Annotated in this window: 20 protein-coding genes; 12 read left to right on the top strand and 8 right to left on the bottom strand. The window is 46.7% G+C overall.

Annotated features, from left to right (window positions below):
• Positions 1-29: 29 nt before the first annotated feature.
• Positions 30-545, bottom strand: a complete 516-nt coding sequence (locus tag MsAg5_RS02095) for a COG2426 family protein (RefSeq protein WP_338098962.1) — start codon at positions 543-545, stop codon at positions 30-32.
• Between the two features lie 121 nt (positions 546-666).
• Complete coding sequence (locus tag MsAg5_RS02090) at positions 667-1,623, bottom strand: replication factor C small subunit (protein ID WP_338098961.1); 957 nt, start codon at positions 1,621-1,623, stop codon at positions 667-669.
• Between the two features lie 397 nt (positions 1,624-2,020).
• On the opposite strand from MsAg5_RS02090, the gene MsAg5_RS02085 reads away from it, so the two are divergent.
• Positions 2,021-2,962, top strand: coding sequence for a DNA integrity scanning protein DisA nucleotide-binding domain protein (locus MsAg5_RS02085; RefSeq protein ID WP_338098960.1), 942 nt, complete (start codon positions 2,021-2,023; stop codon positions 2,960-2,962).
• A 21-nt stretch (positions 2,963-2,983) separates the two neighbouring features.
• Here the strand turns inward: MsAg5_RS02085 and MsAg5_RS02080 are convergent, their stop codons facing one another.
• The 3 genes from MsAg5_RS02080 to pyrB form a co-directional block, all read right to left on the bottom strand.
• On the bottom strand, positions 2,984-3,271 hold the full coding sequence (locus MsAg5_RS02080; RefSeq protein ID WP_338098959.1) for a hypothetical protein: 288 nt from the start codon (positions 3,269-3,271) through the stop codon (positions 2,984-2,986).
• A gap of 386 nt (positions 3,272-3,657) precedes the next feature.
• Positions 3,658-4,158 (bottom strand): aspartate carbamoyltransferase regulatory subunit, encoded by a 501-nt coding sequence (gene pyrI, locus MsAg5_RS02075; protein WP_338098958.1) that lies wholly within the window; start codon positions 4,156-4,158, stop codon positions 3,658-3,660.
• The gene (gene pyrB, locus MsAg5_RS02070; RefSeq protein ID WP_338098957.1) at positions 4,155-5,078 is read right to left on the bottom strand and encodes an aspartate carbamoyltransferase; all 924 of its coding nucleotides are present in this window, start codon (positions 5,076-5,078) and stop codon (positions 4,155-4,157) included. Before pyrB ends, pyrI begins: the two co-directional genes overlap by 4 nt.
• A gap of 30 nt (positions 5,079-5,108) precedes the next feature.
• Between pyrB and MsAg5_RS02065 the strand changes: the two genes are divergently transcribed.
• Positions 5,109-5,288 carry a hypothetical protein gene (locus tag MsAg5_RS02065; RefSeq protein WP_338098956.1) on the top strand — a complete coding sequence of 60 codons (180 nt, stop codon included), beginning with the start codon at positions 5,109-5,111 and terminating at the stop codon, positions 5,286-5,288.
• A 40-nt stretch (positions 5,289-5,328) separates the two neighbouring features.
• Here the strand turns inward: MsAg5_RS02065 and MsAg5_RS02060 are convergent, their stop codons facing one another.
• Positions 5,329-5,679 carry a class II SORL domain-containing protein gene (locus MsAg5_RS02060; protein ID WP_338098955.1) on the bottom strand — a complete coding sequence of 117 codons (351 nt, stop codon included), beginning with the start codon at positions 5,677-5,679 and terminating at the stop codon, positions 5,329-5,331.
• Positions 5,680-5,902: 223 nt separating this feature from the next.
• Here MsAg5_RS02060 and MsAg5_RS02055 point away from each other — a divergent pair, with 223 nt between their 5' ends.
• Entirely contained in the window at positions 5,903-6,946 is a 1,044-nt protein-coding gene (locus tag MsAg5_RS02055) for a hypothetical protein (RefSeq protein ID WP_338098953.1), read from the top strand.
• 94 nt (positions 6,947-7,040) lie between these two features.
• Positions 7,041-7,337 carry a putative quinol monooxygenase gene (locus MsAg5_RS02050; RefSeq protein ID WP_338098952.1) on the top strand — a complete coding sequence of 99 codons (297 nt, stop codon included), beginning with the start codon at positions 7,041-7,043 and terminating at the stop codon, positions 7,335-7,337.
• A gap of 119 nt (positions 7,338-7,456) precedes the next feature.
• On the opposite strand, the gene MsAg5_RS02045 is transcribed toward MsAg5_RS02050, so the two are convergent.
• The gene (locus MsAg5_RS02045) at positions 7,457-7,906 is read right to left on the bottom strand and encodes a hypothetical protein (protein ID WP_338098951.1); all 450 of its coding nucleotides are present in this window, start codon (positions 7,904-7,906) and stop codon (positions 7,457-7,459) included.
• Positions 7,907-8,200: 294 nt separating this feature from the next.
• On the opposite strand from MsAg5_RS02045, the gene lonB reads away from it, so the two are divergent.
• A complete protein-coding gene (gene lonB, locus MsAg5_RS02040) occupies positions 8,201-10,171 on the top strand; it encodes an ATP-dependent protease LonB (protein ID WP_338098949.1) in 1,971 nt (656 codons plus the stop codon).
• A gap of 277 nt (positions 10,172-10,448) precedes the next feature.
• On the opposite strand, the gene MsAg5_RS02035 is transcribed toward lonB, so the two are convergent.
• Positions 10,449-10,643 carry a hypothetical protein gene (locus tag MsAg5_RS02035; protein ID WP_338098948.1) on the bottom strand — a complete coding sequence of 65 codons (195 nt, stop codon included), beginning with the start codon at positions 10,641-10,643 and terminating at the stop codon, positions 10,449-10,451.
• A gap of 355 nt (positions 10,644-10,998) precedes the next feature.
• On the opposite strand from MsAg5_RS02035, the gene MsAg5_RS02030 reads away from it, so the two are divergent.
• The 7 genes from MsAg5_RS02030 (at position 10,999) to MsAg5_RS02000 (ending at position 16,662) form a co-directional block, all read left to right on the top strand.
• Positions 10,999-12,330, top strand: coding sequence for a TldD/PmbA family protein (locus MsAg5_RS02030; protein WP_338098947.1), 1,332 nt, complete (start codon positions 10,999-11,001; stop codon positions 12,328-12,330).
• Between the two features lies 1 nt (position 12,331).
• A complete protein-coding gene (locus MsAg5_RS02025; RefSeq protein WP_338098946.1) occupies positions 12,332-13,021 on the top strand; it encodes a PmbA/TldA family metallopeptidase in 690 nt (229 codons plus the stop codon).
• Between the two features lie 12 nt (positions 13,022-13,033).
• Entirely contained in the window at positions 13,034-13,708 is a 675-nt protein-coding gene (locus tag MsAg5_RS02020) for a metallopeptidase TldD-related protein (RefSeq protein WP_338099034.1), read from the top strand.
• A gap of 54 nt (positions 13,709-13,762) precedes the next feature.
• Entirely contained in the window at positions 13,763-14,266 is a 504-nt protein-coding gene (locus tag MsAg5_RS02015; RefSeq protein WP_338098945.1) for a hypothetical protein, read from the top strand.
• Between the two features lie 253 nt (positions 14,267-14,519).
• Entirely contained in the window at positions 14,520-15,065 is a 546-nt protein-coding gene (locus tag MsAg5_RS02010) for a hypothetical protein (protein ID WP_338098944.1), read from the top strand.
• Positions 15,066-15,108: 43 nt separating this feature from the next.
• Complete coding sequence (locus MsAg5_RS02005) at positions 15,109-15,621, top strand: amino acid-binding protein (protein ID WP_338098943.1); 513 nt, start codon at positions 15,109-15,111, stop codon at positions 15,619-15,621.
• Positions 15,622-15,642: 21 nt separating this feature from the next.
• Positions 15,643-16,662, top strand: coding sequence for a homoserine dehydrogenase (locus MsAg5_RS02000; protein ID WP_338098942.1), 1,020 nt, complete (start codon positions 15,643-15,645; stop codon positions 16,660-16,662).
• Positions 16,663-16,688: the final 26 nt, after the last annotated feature.

Genomic DNA, 16,688 nt, shown 5'->3' with positions numbered 1-16,688 from the left:
TTTTTGGTTTATTCTTTATTTTTTTCATTTCAGGCCGGCCGGATAAAATCCCAAACCTGAACGCCTGTCATTGTCAAAATCGTCATGATAATTCCCGCAATAATCACGCCCAAGAAAATGGAAATGAACGCGTTCTTGAACGGATATCCGAAAACAAGCGCGATCACCGTTCCGGTCCAAGCGCCGGTGAGCGGCAGCGGAATGCCGACAAAAACCATCAGCGCCAAATCCTTGTAGCGCTCAATATTCTTTTTTCCTTTCTTTTCGGCGCGGCTGAACAGCCAATCAAAGAATTTCGCGAACAGCTTGCTGTGCTTGGATAAAAATTTGGACACGGGATCCAGGAAGTAAAAAATGAAAAAAACCGGAATCATATTGCCGATGACGGACAACACGAAAACAACGATCGGATTCATGCCGAACAAACCGATGCCGACCGGAATCGCGCCCCGAAGTTCGACAACCGGCACCATCGACAAAAACATGACAACAATCCAATGCGGCACACCGGCCAGCAATTCAATAATCGGCGTTGCAAAATCCATTTCTTTCTATCCTTTTCAATGATATTTCAAAAAATTAAAAACAAAAACACAAAAATTTTAAAACGAAATCAAAAAATAAAAATTGAGAATTTAAGCGATTTTTGATGTGAATCACTCAAATTCATTGTTTCCGGAGCAGAGCAAAGTGTGCAATCAGCGCTTCCAACTGAATCTTTTCGTTGGCGCCTTCCGCGATCCGGAAGTCGATTTCGCCGACCGCGTCCACCATTTTGATCATTTCGACGTCCGACAAATCCAGTTTAAACAGCGCGCGGTAGATTTGACCGATCACGTCGTCGGCCGAAAGCCCTTGATCAAAAACAAGTTTAGACAACTTTTCCCGGGCGTCTTTGAATTGGCCGGACAGCGCCGTGTTGACCAGATCCTGGATTTCTTCCGGATGCGCCGTCGCCGTAATTTTGTAAATCGTTTCCCGGTCGATGTCTTTTTGAATGAACGCGGCGGCTTGAAGCGAATTGACGGCTTTTCTCATGTCGCCCCGCGCCACATAAACGAGCGCGTCGAGACCGTCGTCGGTCACGTTCAGGCCTTCGGCGTCGGCGATGTATTTCAAGCGTTTAAACACAGCGTCGTCCGACAAACTTTTAAAACGGTAAACGGCGCAGCGGGATTGAATCGGCTCGATAATCTTTGAAGAATAGTTGCAGGAGAGAATGAAGCGGCAGTTTCCGCTGTAACGCTCCATGGTGCGGCGCAAAGCGGATTGAGCGTCCGACGTCAGGGCGTCCGCTTCGTCCAAAAAGATGATTTTAAAAGCAGCGTTGCCGATCGGCGCCGTTTTGGCAAACGTTTTGATTTTGTTCCGGACGACATCGATGCCGCGCTCGTCCGAAGCGTTGAGTTCCGTAAAATTTTCGTTCCAAAATTCGCCGAACATTTCCCGCGCAATGGAAACGGCCGACGCGGTTTTCCCGACGCCGGGCGGACCCGTAAATAACAAGTGCGGCAGGTTGCCGGATTTGACATAAGATTTTAAACGTTCGATCGTCTCGTCTTGACCGAAAACGTCGTCCAGCTTCATCGGCCGGTATTTTTCAATCCAAATCTCTTCTCTCATAAAATGCCTCAGCTTCTTAAATCGTAATATGATAAATGATAACGATACAAATAATTGACAAATAATTCGAATGGCACGTCAAATTTTAAACACAATACTCTGAAATCTTATTAATCCTTTTCTTTTTCAATCCGTTTTTAAGTTTATTGTCGACAAACAACCCAATTTTGTCGATAATTTGGGCGAGACAGATACCGAAAAAACGAAAAACTTACTACAAAGTATTTATAAAATAAAAATCTTCTTATTATAAAGCCGATAAGAATCGTATGAATAATCATACGGATTATATGAAACATCGTTTCAAATATCTTTATCTTTTCTTAAAAATAGAGAAATAAATATATTGTTTAATAGAATCGGCTGACGCTCTTTAAAAAATCAATAACGGGTTCGTATGGAAATCTCAACTTCGGAATCTTGTTCCGCCAAAAACGCCGCCGACACGTCTCAATCATGCAAAGACGTGATTGAAGAATCGGCCGCAACGTTGGCGCAGTCGCTCGGAGCAGTGGCTGTTTTCATCTTCGGAGATCTTTCTCTTGAAAATCTGCCGCCTCAGATTCCGGTCATCAACATTTCCCTGCATTTGAAAACCGTGATTGAAAAACTTTCTTTTATCAAACAGGACAGCCAGCCGCAAATCAAAGAAGTTGCTTCCGCCATCAAAAAAGAAGCGGAATGCAACACGTCCATGCTCCAGACAGCCGCCGCCATTGAATATGCGCTCGGCAACATCAAAATGGGCATTGTGGTCGGCGTCGTTCATTTCCATGAATCTTATTCCATCGTTGTGCACAACATGGCGGAAAGCAACACCATCCGCCTGCTGCGGGAATGTGAGAAACGCATTTCCCCCGAGACGCTGCGCAGCGTTCTTCACCTGGCGCTCAGTATCGCCACCAAGGGACGGGAAGGCAAACAAGTCGGCACCGCTTTCATCATCGGCGACGAAGAAGAAGTGATGACGCGTTCCCATCAAATGATTTTAAACCCGTACAAATCCCAGGAAACCGTTGAAACCAACATCAATCGGAAAGAAAACTGGGAATCCGTCATGGGCTTCTCCCAATTGGACGGCGTGTTCATCGTTTCCTCCGTCGGCGAAATTTTGGCCGCCGGCCGGTATTTGGACGTGGACACCCGGGATCTGAATCTTGAAAAAGGCCTCGGAACCCGGCATTTGTCGTCAGCCTCCATCACACGAGATACGATTGCGCTCGCCGTCATTGTTTCAGAGTCCGGCGGCACCGTGCGGATGTACATGGACGGCAAGGAAGTGATTTTCATCGATCCGCTCCAATCCGTGATGGAAATCGATGGCGAAAAGGTCTCCTAAAAAATTCGCTTCGCGAATTTTTCAAGGGCGGTGGGAGTCTAATTCTGTAAGTTCGCTTCGCGAACAGCTCCCTTCGGTCGCATAAAGTTTGTATTTTCTAGAATCGTTTACATCAATTGTTTCTAACAATACAGCCTTTTCTTGGTACCGATTTGCATCAACAATTTCTAACAATACAGTCTTTTCTTGGTACCGATTTGCATCAACAGTTTCTAACAATACAGTCTTTTCTTGGTACCGTTTTGTATCAACTGTTTCTAACAATACAGATTTTTCTTGGTACCGATTTGCATCAACAGTTTCTAACAATACAGTTTTTTCTTGGTACCGTTTTGCATCAACTGTTTTCTAACAATACAGTCTTTTCTTGGTACCGTTTTGTACCAACTGTTTCTAACAATACACATGATTCTTGTTTCGGTTTTCAGCATCTGTTTCTAACAATACAGGAGTCACTTTGCTCTGTTTTGCATCTGCTGTTTCTGATTGTGTCTTCCCATTCTGCGATATCCGCTTAAACAGACGCCAAAGGCGTCTGTTTAAACGGGGCGGCTCGTTCAACTCAAAAATAGAAATTAGAGTCGCCGTTCGTTCAACTCAAAAAAAGAAATCGGGGACATTTTTTGCTTGCTCGCAAACAAAAAGTGCCGCCATAACGCGCGCGCATGCCGCCGCCAAAAAAAGAAAAAAAGTTTTTATTTAAAATTCATCATCAAATTTTCCGTCATCACGCTTTCGCAGTATGCGCATCTCAAAAGAAGCGCGCCTGTGTGGCATTCTTTGACGAAAAACCGGCTGTCAATCGGCTCGTTGCTGTTGGAAATACAATTCGGGTTGAGACATTTGATGATGCCGTTCACGCATTCCGGTGTTTTGACTTGCTTCTTTTCGATCACAATAAAGTCGCGGATGATGTTGACGGTCGCTTTGGGCGACAACAAGGAGATGGCAGCCACTTCCTTTTCCGTCAATTCTTTGCCTTCGATTTTCACCACATCTTTGTCGCCGCGCGCGCCGCCGGCGTTCATCACGACGCTGACCGTGTTTTTGAAATTTTCGCCGACGCTGATGATTTTTAAAACGTTGAGCGCTTGCCCGGGCGTGATGTGGTCGATCACAGTGCCGTTTTCAATCGCCTTAATCCGCAAGTCGTTTTTGTCGCCGAGCTTCTTCGAGCGGGTGTTTTTTTCGCTCATATGTCCACCCCCAGGACTTTGCACAAAATCGCCATCCGAACCGGGACGCCGTAAAACGCTTGCTTGAAATAAGCGGCGTGCTCGGTTTTATCGACCGCCGGTGAAATCTCATTCACACGCGGCAGCGGATGCATAATTTTCAGATTGGGTTTGCAGTTTTCAATCAACTCTTCCGTAATACGCATGCTGTTGGACACGCGGTTGAATTCCGCCGGGTCCGGGAACCGCTCTTTTTGAATGCGGGTCATGTAAAGGACATCGACTTCGTCAATCACGTCTTCCATCGAATGGGCGATATGAACTTTGATATCGCGCGCCTTTAAGTCGTCAACGATGCGCTTGGGCAGTTCCAATTCGCGCGGCGACACCAGATTGATTTTAGCGCCGTAGCGGGAAAGCGCGTAGCAAAGTGAGTGAACCGTCCGCCCGTATTTTAAATCGCCGGCCAAAGCAATGTTGAGGTTGTCCAGTTTGCTTTCACGCTTGATGGTGTACAGGTCCAAAAGAGTTTGAGTCGGGTGGTGGCCGGCGCCGTCGCCGCCGTTAATAATCGGAGAAGAAGAAAATTCGGACGCCATGAGAGCGGCCCCTTCGCGCGGATGGCGCAAAACAACCGCGTCGGCGTACCGGGACACCACGCGAATGGTGTCGGCCAGCGATTCGCCTTTCGCAATGGAACTGGCTTCCACCGATCCCATGTTGATGATTTGACCGCCGAGCCGAAGCATCGCAGTTTCAAAAGACATCCGGGTTCGCGTGCTGGGTTCAAAAAAGAGAAGCGCCAGTAATTTTCCGTCCATAATTTTGGTGGTTTGTTCGCCCCTTGCAATCGGTTCTAATTTTTCCGCCATTTCCAATATTTCGTCAAGCATTTCCCGGGAATATTCGCGGGTAGATATAATATGATGAAGCGGCTGCATAATGTGTTCCTTTGGGATTGATTTTTCTAAATGGATGAGATAACGAGAGAATCAAATATAAATGTAGTGGAAATTGACGCTTCTACGAAAACAGCGGTCATTTTCCCAATCGCCTCTCAAAAAAGTGCCGCCATCACGCGCGCGCCGGCTGCCGCAAGAAAAAACAAAAAAAGAATAACAGAAACAGATAAAAAAGGAGGAAAGAAATGATCCGGATGGATTCATTTCTCTCCGTGTTCATCATTTTGATTTAAAGGTCAAGGGTATTTTTCCAGACCCCGTGAATGTTACAGTAAGCCAAAGCGCCGAGGGCTTTGAAGTCGTCGAGCTTGACCTTGAATTTGGAGGTCGGGTCCGTAAACGTCGGCGCAAAGTTTTGGCGGCCGAGGCAAATCACTTGGTTTGTGTCTTTTTTGACGCCGTAGAGCTCAATCCACACAATGTGGTGTTCAATGGTGTTCGGGTGGGGCACTTCTTTGCCGACGGTCACCAACACAAGCGTTTCGTCTTTTCCGCCGTGGTTCTTTAAAATATCAATCACCGGGACGTGCTTCTCTTTTCCTTCCGATTCAGGCGCTTTAAAAAGTGTTGTAAAATCCATGTCATTTCCTCCTTGTGTAAAATCTAAACAACTATAATGGAATCTCCTTATTAATAATAATTTCTATTAATAAACTCCGACTCCGATTACAATTATTTTTATTTTAATATATTATATTCTATATAATACTAATACTTTGCTGTTTTGACGGAACAAAACAATCAAATAAAAATATGGTACATATATAATATTCATAAAAACAACTTCAAAAAACGGGGAAAAAATGTCGAACACTCAAGAAAAAATATTCATTGCCGGCATTTCATTGCTGCTGATGTTGGGCGCCGTTGTTTTGACGGCGCTTGTCCAGACGCATGCCATTGACCCTGAGTGGACGCTTTCTCCCGATCTGGTTCAAGTCGACGGCCCGGCCGGATTTCATTATATAAATACGCGGGAAATTTTTTATGACGCAGATCTTGAAAACGCGTCCGGCACGCAGACTTATTCGGCGCCCTTCCCCTATTTTATTCAAAACGTTCTGGCCGAATTCAAAAATATAATACCGGTCGTCGGCAACATCGAGACGAAAACATTGAACCGGGATTATTACAACGACACCCGCTATAATTATTCCGAAGCGATTTTGTCTTGGGAAAACGGCACGACTGCGTTGGAACAAAGTCCGGACGGCGCCCCGGCAACTGTCGCCGAAACTGAAATTGCCGCTGCGGCCGAATCCGGTGAAACGACGGTTGACTCGGAAATCATAACAGTAGCCGATTTCGGCGGCATTGTTGATTCCACCGCTTCCCATACGTATCCGGGCTATTCCGGATTTTATTTGTATGTCACTTACCGGGAACAGACAACGCCGTTTACGGCTGAGTTTTGGAAAATGCCGGCGTCTGACATTCTTCTTTATTTTTCAAAACCGGATAATTGGATGAAAGGTCCCGGCGAAAATCCGGATAAAGTGCCGAACGGGTTTGCATATGTCAATGTCGTGGCAGCGGATTCGCCGGAAAATGCGTCGCTGCTTGCCGCCGATTTGGCCGCCCGGCATTACGCCCGGTCCGGGGAACAAGACCGCGCCGTCATCAAAGCGGCTGTCAACTCCATGCCTGGATACCGTTATTCTTACACATATACGCCGGACGCCGCAAACGGCGGCGTTGAATCGGGTGGGGCGGAAGATACGGTGACGGCTGCCGGTTACATTTGGACGGTGGATAACTTTTTGGTGACGGTTGACGGGTACAACGTTGATTCAAAACCGTTGAAACTGTTGGCCAAAAGCGTCCGGTTCGACGGCGATCATTCTTGAATCTATTCGCTATATGGCGGTATATTCTTAAATGTTTAGCCATATGCCAAATTATATAAGCAATGTCATTAAACACCCAATCGGAGGTTTTTTTATGTTGATTGTTTTGGCTTATATGAAAATTAAACCCGAATTTAAAGAAGAGTTTTTACTCACCACAAAACCGCTGATCGCGAAAAGCCGCGCCGAACCCGGATGTATCAGTTACGCGCTTTACGAAAGCACCGAAAAAGAAGACACCTTCATCATGGTCGAGCAGTGGAAAACGCAGAATATTTTCGACAGCCATGTCGCATCCGATCATTTCAAAGCATTTGGCGTTACCGGCGGACCGCTTTTGGCGGAAGAACTGGACGTCAAAATTTATAAAACAGACGACGAATGTCAATAATCCGTTTCGGATTTGACATTTTCTTTTTTTATTTTTTATTTCTTTGGACGGCAGCACGCACACGCATTTCAGCGGCACTTTTTTTGTCAGCGTTTTTTAAAACCGGGTCTGTTCTTATTTTATCTCTCATAGAACGTATTTGGCGTTTCCGATACGTTTTCATATGTTTTCGTTTGGCCGTTCGGGTAAACCAAAACCAGTAAATCGACCGTGCTGCCTAATTGGTGTGCATCGTGCAGGTAATAATTATTGCTGGTCCGCGTCACGTTATACAGTTCTATCGTCGCCGATTCGCTGCCGATGGACACAATTCTGTAATCCGGAAAGCTGACCAAGAAGTCGCTGATGTACGGATCTAAATTCCGGCTTCCGAAAAAGAAGGTGTAAATATGCGTCAGAAGCCCGATTTCATAATGAATTTCGGCGGTGGCGCCCGTATCGTGAAACGTCATCGTCATTTCTTTGACGTCGATGTCCGTTTGAACCGTTGCGGAAACGTGAAACGTCGCCAAGAAAATCAGCAAAACGGAAAGAGCAAACAATAACACAAAGAGTTGGTTCGGTTTCATACAATCGCCGCGGTTTTTGAACAGATGAAAGCGCCGATTCTATTTTAAGTTTGGTTTTACCGGAAATGGTGTTTTTGTTGTTTTTCATTTTACCGATTTGTTTTTCACGGCAAAGGACTGTTTTGTCATGCGACGAAAGGGTTCGGACATCTGCCGCTTATGAAAAATTCCGACGCGCCGTCCGAATTTTAGTTAAATTCTTATAGAATTGTTCATATAAGTAAGCCATTAATTCCATAACTTAAAATAGATTCAACGATTACATCTTTTTTTTAAAAATAACATGTGATAGCAATGGATAACTTCAAAGGACTCACAGTAGACACTGTGGACAATCAAGAGTTCTCTGATCCTTCAGCTCCGGCGGCGTCGGACACGCAAAACGTGAAAATTAAAGATATTCCCAACGACAATGAAAACATTGAGCTGGGTATTCAATTTAAAAACACGGGTGAAATCAACGTTCCGCCGCTTTTGATCGATCAAATTTTAGGACAGGAAGACGCCGTTGAAATCGTGAAGAAGGCCGCCAGCCAGCGCCGCCACGTCATGATGATCGGAACGCCCGGTACGGGAAAATCGCTCCTCGCGAAAGCGATGGCGGAATTGCTGCCCAAAGAAGAACTGGAAGACATTTTGGTTTACCCGAATGCGGAGGACAACAACAACCCGCGCATCCGCCGGGTGCCGGCCGGCAAAGGACGCGAAATCGTTGCCGCCCACCGCGCCGAGGCGCAGAAAAAATCGCAATCGAAAACCATGATTATGCTCGCGCTGATGGTCGGCATTATGATTTACGCCGTCATCACGAATCAGATTCTCATCGGCCTTTTCGTTTGTATTTTATTCATGACGCTCGCCCGCCAATTTATCGGCCGCGACGACGCGCTCATCCCCAAACTCCTCGTCTCCAATTACAACAAGCAGCATGCGCCGTATGTGGACGCGACCGCCGCACACGCGGGCGCGCTTCTCGGCGACGTCCGCCACGACCCGTTCCAGTCCGGCGGTCTTGAAACACCGGCGCACGACCGTGTGGAAGCCGGAGACATTCACAAATCCCACAAAGGGGTTTTGTTTTTGGACGAAATCAACATCTTGGGCATCGAATCCCAGCAAAGCTTGCTGACGGCGCTTCAGGAAAAAGAATACGCGATTACCGGACAGTCTGAAAGAAGCTCGGGCGCGCTCGTTAAAACCGAACCGGTTCCCTGCGACTTTATCATGGTGGCCGCCGGAAACGTCGACGCGCTTGAAAAAATGCATCCGGCGCTTCGGTCCAGAATCAAAGGATACGGCTATGAAGTTTACATGCGCGACTCCATGCCGGACACGCCCGAAAACCGCGACAAATACATTCGGTTCGTGGCTCAGGAAGTCATGCGCGACGGCCGGATTCCGCAGTTTGACGAGGACGCCGTGAAGGAAATCATCCGGGAAGCAAAACGCCGCTCCGGAAAGAAAGGTCATTTGACGCTGAAACTCCGTGATTTGGGCGGTCTCGTCCGTGTGGCCGGCGACTTGGCCGGCGCCGACGGCGCTCAATACACCACCGCAAGCCACGTGCTGAAAGCCAAAAAGATTTCCCGGTCCATCGAACAGCAGCTGGCTGACCGGTATTTGGAAAACAAGAAAGATTACGAGTCGTTCCTCCGGGGCGGCGGCGAAATCGGCCGCGTCAACGGTTTGGCCGTGATCGGCGGTGATTCGGGTATCGTTCTTCCGATTTTGTCGGAAGTCACCCCGTCTCTGTCCGGTTCCGAAGGAAACATCATTGCGACGGGACAATTGAAAACCATTGCCCGCGAAGCCGTGAAAAACGTGTCCGCCGTGATTAAAAAAGTCACCGGAAAGAACATCGAAGCCATCGATATTCACATTCAGTTCGTCGGCACATACGAAGGCGTCGAAGGCGACAGCGCGTCCATTTCAATTGCGACGGCCGTGATGTCCGCTTACGAAAATATTCCGGTGAACCAGTCCGTGGCGATGACCGGCTCCTTGTCCGTTCGCGGCGATGTGCTTCCGGTCGGCGGCGTGACTTACAAAATTGAAGCGGCCGCGCAATCCGGCATCAAGAAAGTCATCATTCCGAAATCGAATGAGCTGGACGTCATGATCGAAGACGCTTACAAAGACGTCATTGAGATTGTGACTGTTTCCACGATCACCGAAGTTTTGGAATACGCTTTGGTCGACAGCCCGAAAAAGGACGCGTTCCTCAAAAAACTGGCGGAAGCCCTAAAACCGGAACACGCCGAGTAAATTCGGCGATTTACCGGTCCGTAAACAATGAGATTGAATTCAATCTTCATTGTTTTATTTTTTTTAAAATTATAACAGTCAATAAAATTAAAAAAGGTTTATATGGGTTTACACTTATTCTCATTTTCATATGATTCATAAACCGGATCTGAATCTATCCATTGCTGAATCAACTCATTATTAAATAATTTTGTATGTTCTATTTGAAATAAAAAAAGCATAAATCAAAATGATTTGATTCATGCGGTTTTATAAATTATAATCATTAATTTTTAAATCAGGATTGCGGTTTTGCAATCACGTATGTCACCAAACAGATCGCGACGCCGACGAAAGTGGCGATGAATTGCTGGGTGTTGCTGGTGTAATCAAAGTTGAAGAAGTCTGTGCCGAATGCATACCATGCAAAAAGGACTGCACTCAAAATTGCGGTTCCGACAAAAACATATGCCATTTCTTTAAGTCCGATCATTTGAAATCACTAAATCCAAAATATCGGTTTAAATTTATATAAGTTGCCCTGCTTAAAACATTATTCTTGATATATTATAATGTATTATTATATATTACATCTGAAATTATTACTTTTAAATAATTTAAACTATAAAATAAATCTGTAATAGAATGTTATTTGAATAGGAACATAAATGTCAAGGACATAAAAATATAATTAAAAAAAATAAAAACGAAGTCAAAAAATGAAAATTTAAAAAACAAAACGGACGCCTGAACGATAATTTCTGAAAAACGACTGCATTAATTAAAATACGAATGAAGAACGAACAAAAACAGGAAATCATAAAATAAAAACAAGAGGTCAAAAAAAGATGAAAAATATTCAATTTTATGATTCGAACCGTATTGAGGGGCGGGCGATGGTAATTGTCCTGGATAACGGAAAGATCGAAAACATTTCTAAAAACTATACAAAAGGCGCCGGGATTCGGGCGCTTGCCGACGGGTCGTGGGGATACACGTCGGTGGAAGGCGACGCCGATATCCAAGACGGCATTCAAAACGCCGCCGGTTTGGCGGCCGGGATGAATCAAAAAACGCCGAAAGAAAAAATCAAGCTGGAACCGATTTCAAATCCGGTTGTCCGAAACGTTCCGGCGGCTCAGATCAATCCGGAAGACATCAGTATTGAAGAAAAAGTGGAAATGCTGCGCGAAATTGAGAAGTTTGCCCGGGAAGAAGGCATCAAAAATACGCGCGTTTCCTATTCGGAAAGCATCTTAAAGACGCGTTATGAAAATTCGGAAGGCATTGAAGCGGAATACCGGCTGGTCCGGACCGGCTTTTCGGTGTCGGCCGTTGCGTCTGAAAACGGCGTTTATCAAATGGGCCGGGAAAGCAAATTCACCATCTCCGGCTATGAAATTTTTAAGAAATACGATCCGTTCGCGCTGGCGAAAAACGCAGCCGCCACGGCCAAAGAAATGCTGAAAGCTAAAACGCCCAAAGGCGGTCAAATGCCGGTGATTTTGGATCAGGAATTGGCGGGCGTGTTTACGCACGAAGCCGTCGGGCATGCGTCCGAAGCGGATTTGGTGCTTCAAAACGATTCCGTTTTAAAAGACCGGCTCGGAACACAAGTCGGTTCGCCGCTCATTACCGTCGTCGACGACGCGACGGTTCACGAATACGGGTACTTCCCGTTTGATTCGGAAGGCGTCGAGTCGAAACGAACCGTTTTGATTCAGGACGGCGTCATGAATTCTTATATGCATTCCCGGGAAACCGCCGGCATTTTCAACTGCTGTTCCGGAAACGCCCGCTCTCAAGGGTATTCCATTCCGGTCGTTCGGATGAGCAACACCTATATCGAAAACGGGGACACGAAATTCGAGGAAATGCTGGAAGACGTCCGGGACGGCATTTATTTGGTCGGCTCCCGCGGCGGCCAAGTGAATACCGGCGAAGGCGTTTTCCAATTCAACGCCGAGAAAGGTTATATGATTCGAAACGGCGAAATTCAGGAGCTTGTCCGCGACGTATCGCTGTCGGGCCGCGTTCTCGAAATTCTCAATCAGGTCACGCACGTCGGCAACGATTTGAAGCTGACCGCCGGACACTGCGGCAAAGCCGGACAGACAGTTCCGGTGTCGGACGGCGCACCGCATCTCTCTATTTCCAAAGCCACGGTCGGGGGTGCTTAAAATGGATTGCATTTTAGACGCCGAACGCGACGAGGAACAGGTTTTCGGAAGCGTCATGGACGATATTGAAAAAGCGCTCGCTTTGGCTCAAAAATTGGGGGCGAAAGACGCTGAAATTATTTATTCGATGAAACGGGCGACGATGATTAACTTCAAAAAGGATATTATCGAAACCGCCCGGTGCAGCACCAACACTGGCTACGGCGTTCGGGCGGTTGTGAACGGCGCGGTCGGTTTTTCCGGAACAAACGTGAGAAGCAGTTTAACGGACTGCGTCAAAAACGCCGTCGGGTCTGCAAAAGTCATGGATCCGGATCCGTTCTTCAAGAGTCTGCCCGAGAAGGCGGACTATACGCCGGTCGCCGGTCTTTTTGATGATCGGATTATTCGAATGCCTTTGGAAGAATGCATTGACAACACGATGGAAATGATTTCGGGTGCGAAAGCCGTTTCCGGCGTCGAGCCGACGTCCGGCAGCTTTTCACGGTCAATTTCTCACGTTCTCATCATGAACACCAACGGCGTTTTTGCCAAAAAGAAGGGAACCGGTATGTCCGGATACATTGACGTGGTGGCGGAAAGCGGATTAGGCTATGAAAACTTGGCGACGGCTTACGATTATGAAGTGTCGCGGTCCAAGGACATCGACTTTTTCAAAATCGGTCAAACGGCAGCGGATTTATCTCAATAGTCGGTCAAGGGAATTTCTATTCAAACGGCGAAACTGCCGGTCATTTTCCACCCGTTTTCGTTTGCAGACATTTTGGAAAATACGTTTGCCTTATCCATCGACGCCGATAACGTTCAAAAAGAGCGTTCGGGCCTGGCGGGAAAATTGAATGAAAAAATCGGAACGGATGATTTGTCGATTATCGACGACGGAACGCTTGCCGGCGGTTTTGCCAGCAGTCCGTTTGACGACGAAGGAACGCCGACGCGGCGAACGAATGTGATTGAAAACGGTTACCTGAAGTCATACCTTTATGACAGTTACACGGCCGGCAAAGACAATGTCAAAAGCACCGGAAACGGCTACAGAAACTCCTATTCATCGATCCCGTCCGTTGACATCAGCAATCTGGTTGTGAAATATCCGCAAGGCGACGTTGTCGGCGACACGAAGCGCGGCATTTATGTTCACACGGTCATCGGCGCGCACACCGCAAACGAAATTTCGGGCGACTTTTCCGTCGAAGGCCGAAATGCGTATTGGGTGGAAGACGGCGAAATCAAAGCGCCGATCAAGTCCGTGATGATTTCCGGAAACATTTACGACATGCTGTCCAAAATCGACGGCGCCGGTCCGGTGATTCGAAAAGTCGGCAACATTGTGACGCCCGCCATTCGGATTTCCGAGATGAGCGTCACCGGAACTTAATTCCGGCAAACGCAAAGAAAGGATTCAAATATTTGAAAAGGGATTGAAGAAAACATGTTGAACACTCAAACAAGTCATGAAGAAATGAAGCGGCAAGACGTTCTTGAAATGGTCTCCGCTCTTTATCCCGGTTCTTATTTGGCCGGCGCCTCTTCGGCACCGTCGCCGAAAGGTTTCACGGTCGATTCTTTCGGTCCCCGCCTGTCTTCTTTTGAAGGACAAGGCCTCGACGCCAAAGAAATTTGCGTCATTTCGGATTCAAATTCCGTTTCATTTGAAAACGCGACGCTGTCTTCCCTCGGCATCCGAAATCCGGCCAACTGTCTTTTAGTGGTTTTGGACGAAAGCAATGCCGATCGCATGCCTTTGTCTTTCAAATATGACGGTCTTGAAGCCGCGTCCGTTCCGCTGAACCCGTTCGGTCCGGTCGTCGAAGTCCGGCATCCGCTTGAGTTTAAGAAAGAACTTCAAAGCATGCGGTGCGGCACTCTCGTTGTGAAAATCCGTCCGGAATCCCAAAAAGTGACGCCGATGATTGAAACTTCGGATTTTATTTGATTTTGCGGGCGGCAACGCGCGCGTTACGGCGATGGTTTTTGTTTGCGGCAAGCAAAACCGTTTCCTGATTTTCTTTTTTTGAGTTGAACGAACAGCATGGTTCGTTTCTGTTTTTGAGTTGAGCAAATCGCAATGTCCATTTCTGTTTTTAAGTCTGAAGAGTCGTGTCCTTGATTTTTCCTGAGTGGCTGCTTCCGCTTAAACAGACGCAAAGCGTCTGTTTAAGCGGAGCTTGCGGAACGGAAAGTGCAAATTGGAACAGGAATCAACTGTATTGTTAGAACCGGTCGATACAAAACGGTACCAAGAAACAAGTGTATTTTTGGAAACAGTTGATGCAAAACGGTACCAAGAAACAAGTGTATTTTTGGAAACTGTTGATGCAAAACGGTACCAAGAAACAACTGTATTGTTAGAAACAGTTGATACAAATCGGTACCAAGAAACAAGTGTATTTTTGGAAACTGTTGATGCAAAACGGTGCCAAGAAACAACTGTATTGTTGGAAACTGTAGGTGCAAAACGGTGCCAGGAAACAAGTGTATTTTTGGAAACAGTTGATGCAAAACGGTACCAAGAAACAAGTGTATTTTTAGAAACAGTTGATGCAAATCGGTATCAGGAAAACACAAACTTTATGCGACCGAAGGGAGCTGTTCGCGCAGCGAACTCAATCATTTTCAGACTCCCACCGCCCCTGAAAAATTCGCGCAGCGAATTTTTTTGCAAAAGATTTATAAGAGCGCCGAGTTGTTTTATGGACATGAATATTTCATATAAAATAAAAATAAATTTTTAAACAAGAACTTTCTTTTACGGACAAAAAATAAAAAGGCGTTACGATGAGAGTTACAATGGACATCGAATTAAAGGACGAGCCCGGGCAGTTGATTTTAGCCCTTGAGCCCGTTTCTCATTTTAAAGCGAATTTGATTTCGGTTTTTCACTACCACAAAACCAAAAACACGTCTCCCGGGATGGATGGAAAAGTCCAGGTGCGTTTGGTTTTGGACGCCAAACCGCAGATCATCAGCAGCATCAAAGACAAAATCGAAAGTCAGGGGATTCGTGTTCTTCGGATTGACGAGGAAAAATACCGGGAAACCATGACCGTTATCATGATCGGTCACGTGATCAATACCGACATTAAAGACACCATCAGCCGGATTGACGGCACCGGCATCGCCGAAGTTGTGGATATGTCGTTATCCATGCCGGAAATTCTTGAACCGACGTCGGCCGCGTTGAAAATTAATGCGATCGGACGGGCGGAACTCAACCGGGTTTTGGATATGCTCAAAGAAATTGCCACGGAGAAAGACTTACTGCTGATTCTGCCGATTGACGCGGATTAAATGAAAAATGGGGGAAATTTTATGAAAGTTGTCAAAGTAACCATTATCGGATTCGGCTCCATCGGCCAAGGTGTCGCCAAAGCGCTTTTGATGAAAAAAGCGGAACTGAAACGGGAAGGAATTGATTTATCGGTCGTCGCCATCACGGACTCCAAAGGCGCGGCCATTGATGAAAAGGGTCTTGATTTACAAAAGTGCCTGCAAAATAAAGCGGAAACCGGAACGGTCGCGTCCAAAGATCATCTCGGGATGACCGGTCTGGACGTTATTCAAAAAATCGACCACGATTTGGTGATTGAAGTGACGCCGACCGATATTCAAACGGGCGGCGCGGGCCTCATCAACATGACGGCGGCGCTTGAATCCAAAAAAGACGTCGTGACGTCCAACAAAGGCCCGCTCACCATGAAATTCCGCGAACTCAGCAATCTGGCGGAAAAGAACGGCTGCGCTTTTAAATTTGAAGCCACCGTCGGCGGCGCGATGCCCGTCATCAATCTGATGAATGAAGTGATGGCCGGCAATGAAATTAAAAGCGTCAAAGGAATTTTCAACGGCACCTGCAATTACATTTTAACCCGCATGTACGAGGAGAAATCCGGCTATTCTGAAATTTTAACCGAAGCGGTCGACTTGGGAATTGCGGAAACGGATCCGTCTTACGATGTGGAAGGCATTGATACGGCGTGCAAAGTCGTGATTTTGGCCAACGCCGTTTTCGGTATGAACAAAACCATTAAAGATGTGGACATCACCGGCATCACCAATGTGACGTACGAGGCGCTGGAAATGAGCGCCAAATCCGGAAAAACCATTAAGCTCATCGGCGAAGTCCGAAAGGACGGCAAATTAAGCGTCGCGCCCCGGCTGGTTCCGATCGGTCATCCGTTGTCCGTTTCCGGAACGCTCAACGTAGCGGCGGTGCAGACGGATTTGGCCGGCGAAATCACCGTCACCGGAAAAGGCGCCGGATCTTTGGAAACGGCGAGCGCCATTTTAAGCGATATCATTTCCGTTTACAAATGCGACTGTAAGACGTAATTTGAAAATTGTCAACATTAACAACA

Source organism: Methanolapillus africanus (assembly GCF_032714475.1).
In the GTDB taxonomy this organism is placed as follows: domain Archaea; phylum Halobacteriota; class Methanosarcinia; order Methanosarcinales; family Methanosarcinaceae; genus Methanolapillus; species Methanolapillus africanus.
This window is presented reverse-complemented; position numbering and strand designations above follow the sequence as displayed.

Excerpts from the sequence above, each read along its gene's own strand:
- MsAg5_RS02005 (WP_338098943.1), top strand. The coding sequence starts at position 15,109 with ATGAGAGTTACAATGGACATCGAATTAAAGGACGAGCCCGGGCAGTTG.
- MsAg5_RS02055 (WP_338098953.1), top strand. The coding sequence starts at position 5,903 with ATGTCGAACACTCAAGAAAAAATATTCATTGCCGGCATTTCATTGCTG.
- MsAg5_RS02030 (WP_338098947.1), top strand. The coding sequence starts at position 10,999 with ATGAAAAATATTCAATTTTATGATTCGAACCGTATTGAGGGGCGGGCG.
- lonB (WP_338098949.1), top strand. The coding sequence starts at position 8,201 with ATGGATAACTTCAAAGGACTCACAGTAGACACTGTGGACAATCAAGAG.
- pyrI (WP_338098958.1), bottom strand. The coding sequence starts at position 4,158 with ATGAGCGAAAAAAACACCCGCTCGAAGAAGCTCGGCGACAAAAACGAC.
- MsAg5_RS02085 (WP_338098960.1), top strand. The coding sequence starts at position 2,021 with ATGGAAATCTCAACTTCGGAATCTTGTTCCGCCAAAAACGCCGCCGAC.
- MsAg5_RS02015 (WP_338098945.1), top strand. The coding sequence starts at position 13,763 with ATGTTGAACACTCAAACAAGTCATGAAGAAATGAAGCGGCAAGACGTT.
- MsAg5_RS02090 (WP_338098961.1), bottom strand. The coding sequence starts at position 1,623 with ATGAGAGAAGAGATTTGGATTGAAAAATACCGGCCGATGAAGCTGGAC.
- MsAg5_RS02035 (WP_338098948.1), bottom strand. The coding sequence starts at position 10,643 with ATGATCGGACTTAAAGAAATGGCATATGTTTTTGTCGGAACCGCAATT.
- MsAg5_RS02025 (WP_338098946.1), top strand. The coding sequence starts at position 12,332 with ATGGATTGCATTTTAGACGCCGAACGCGACGAGGAACAGGTTTTCGGA.
- MsAg5_RS02095 (WP_338098962.1), bottom strand. The coding sequence starts at position 545 with ATGGATTTTGCAACGCCGATTATTGAATTGCTGGCCGGTGTGCCGCAT.
- MsAg5_RS02050 (WP_338098952.1), top strand. The coding sequence starts at position 7,041 with ATGTTGATTGTTTTGGCTTATATGAAAATTAAACCCGAATTTAAAGAA.
- MsAg5_RS02045 (WP_338098951.1), bottom strand. The coding sequence starts at position 7,906 with ATGAAACCGAACCAACTCTTTGTGTTATTGTTTGCTCTTTCCGTTTTG.
- MsAg5_RS02060 (WP_338098955.1), bottom strand. The coding sequence starts at position 5,679 with ATGGATTTTACAACACTTTTTAAAGCGCCTGAATCGGAAGGAAAAGAG.
- MsAg5_RS02000 (WP_338098942.1), top strand. The coding sequence starts at position 15,643 with ATGAAAGTTGTCAAAGTAACCATTATCGGATTCGGCTCCATCGGCCAA.
- pyrB (WP_338098957.1), bottom strand. The coding sequence starts at position 5,078 with ATGCAGCCGCTTCATCATATTATATCTACCCGCGAATATTCCCGGGAA.
- MsAg5_RS02065 (WP_338098956.1), top strand. The coding sequence starts at position 5,109 with ATGGATGAGATAACGAGAGAATCAAATATAAATGTAGTGGAAATTGAC.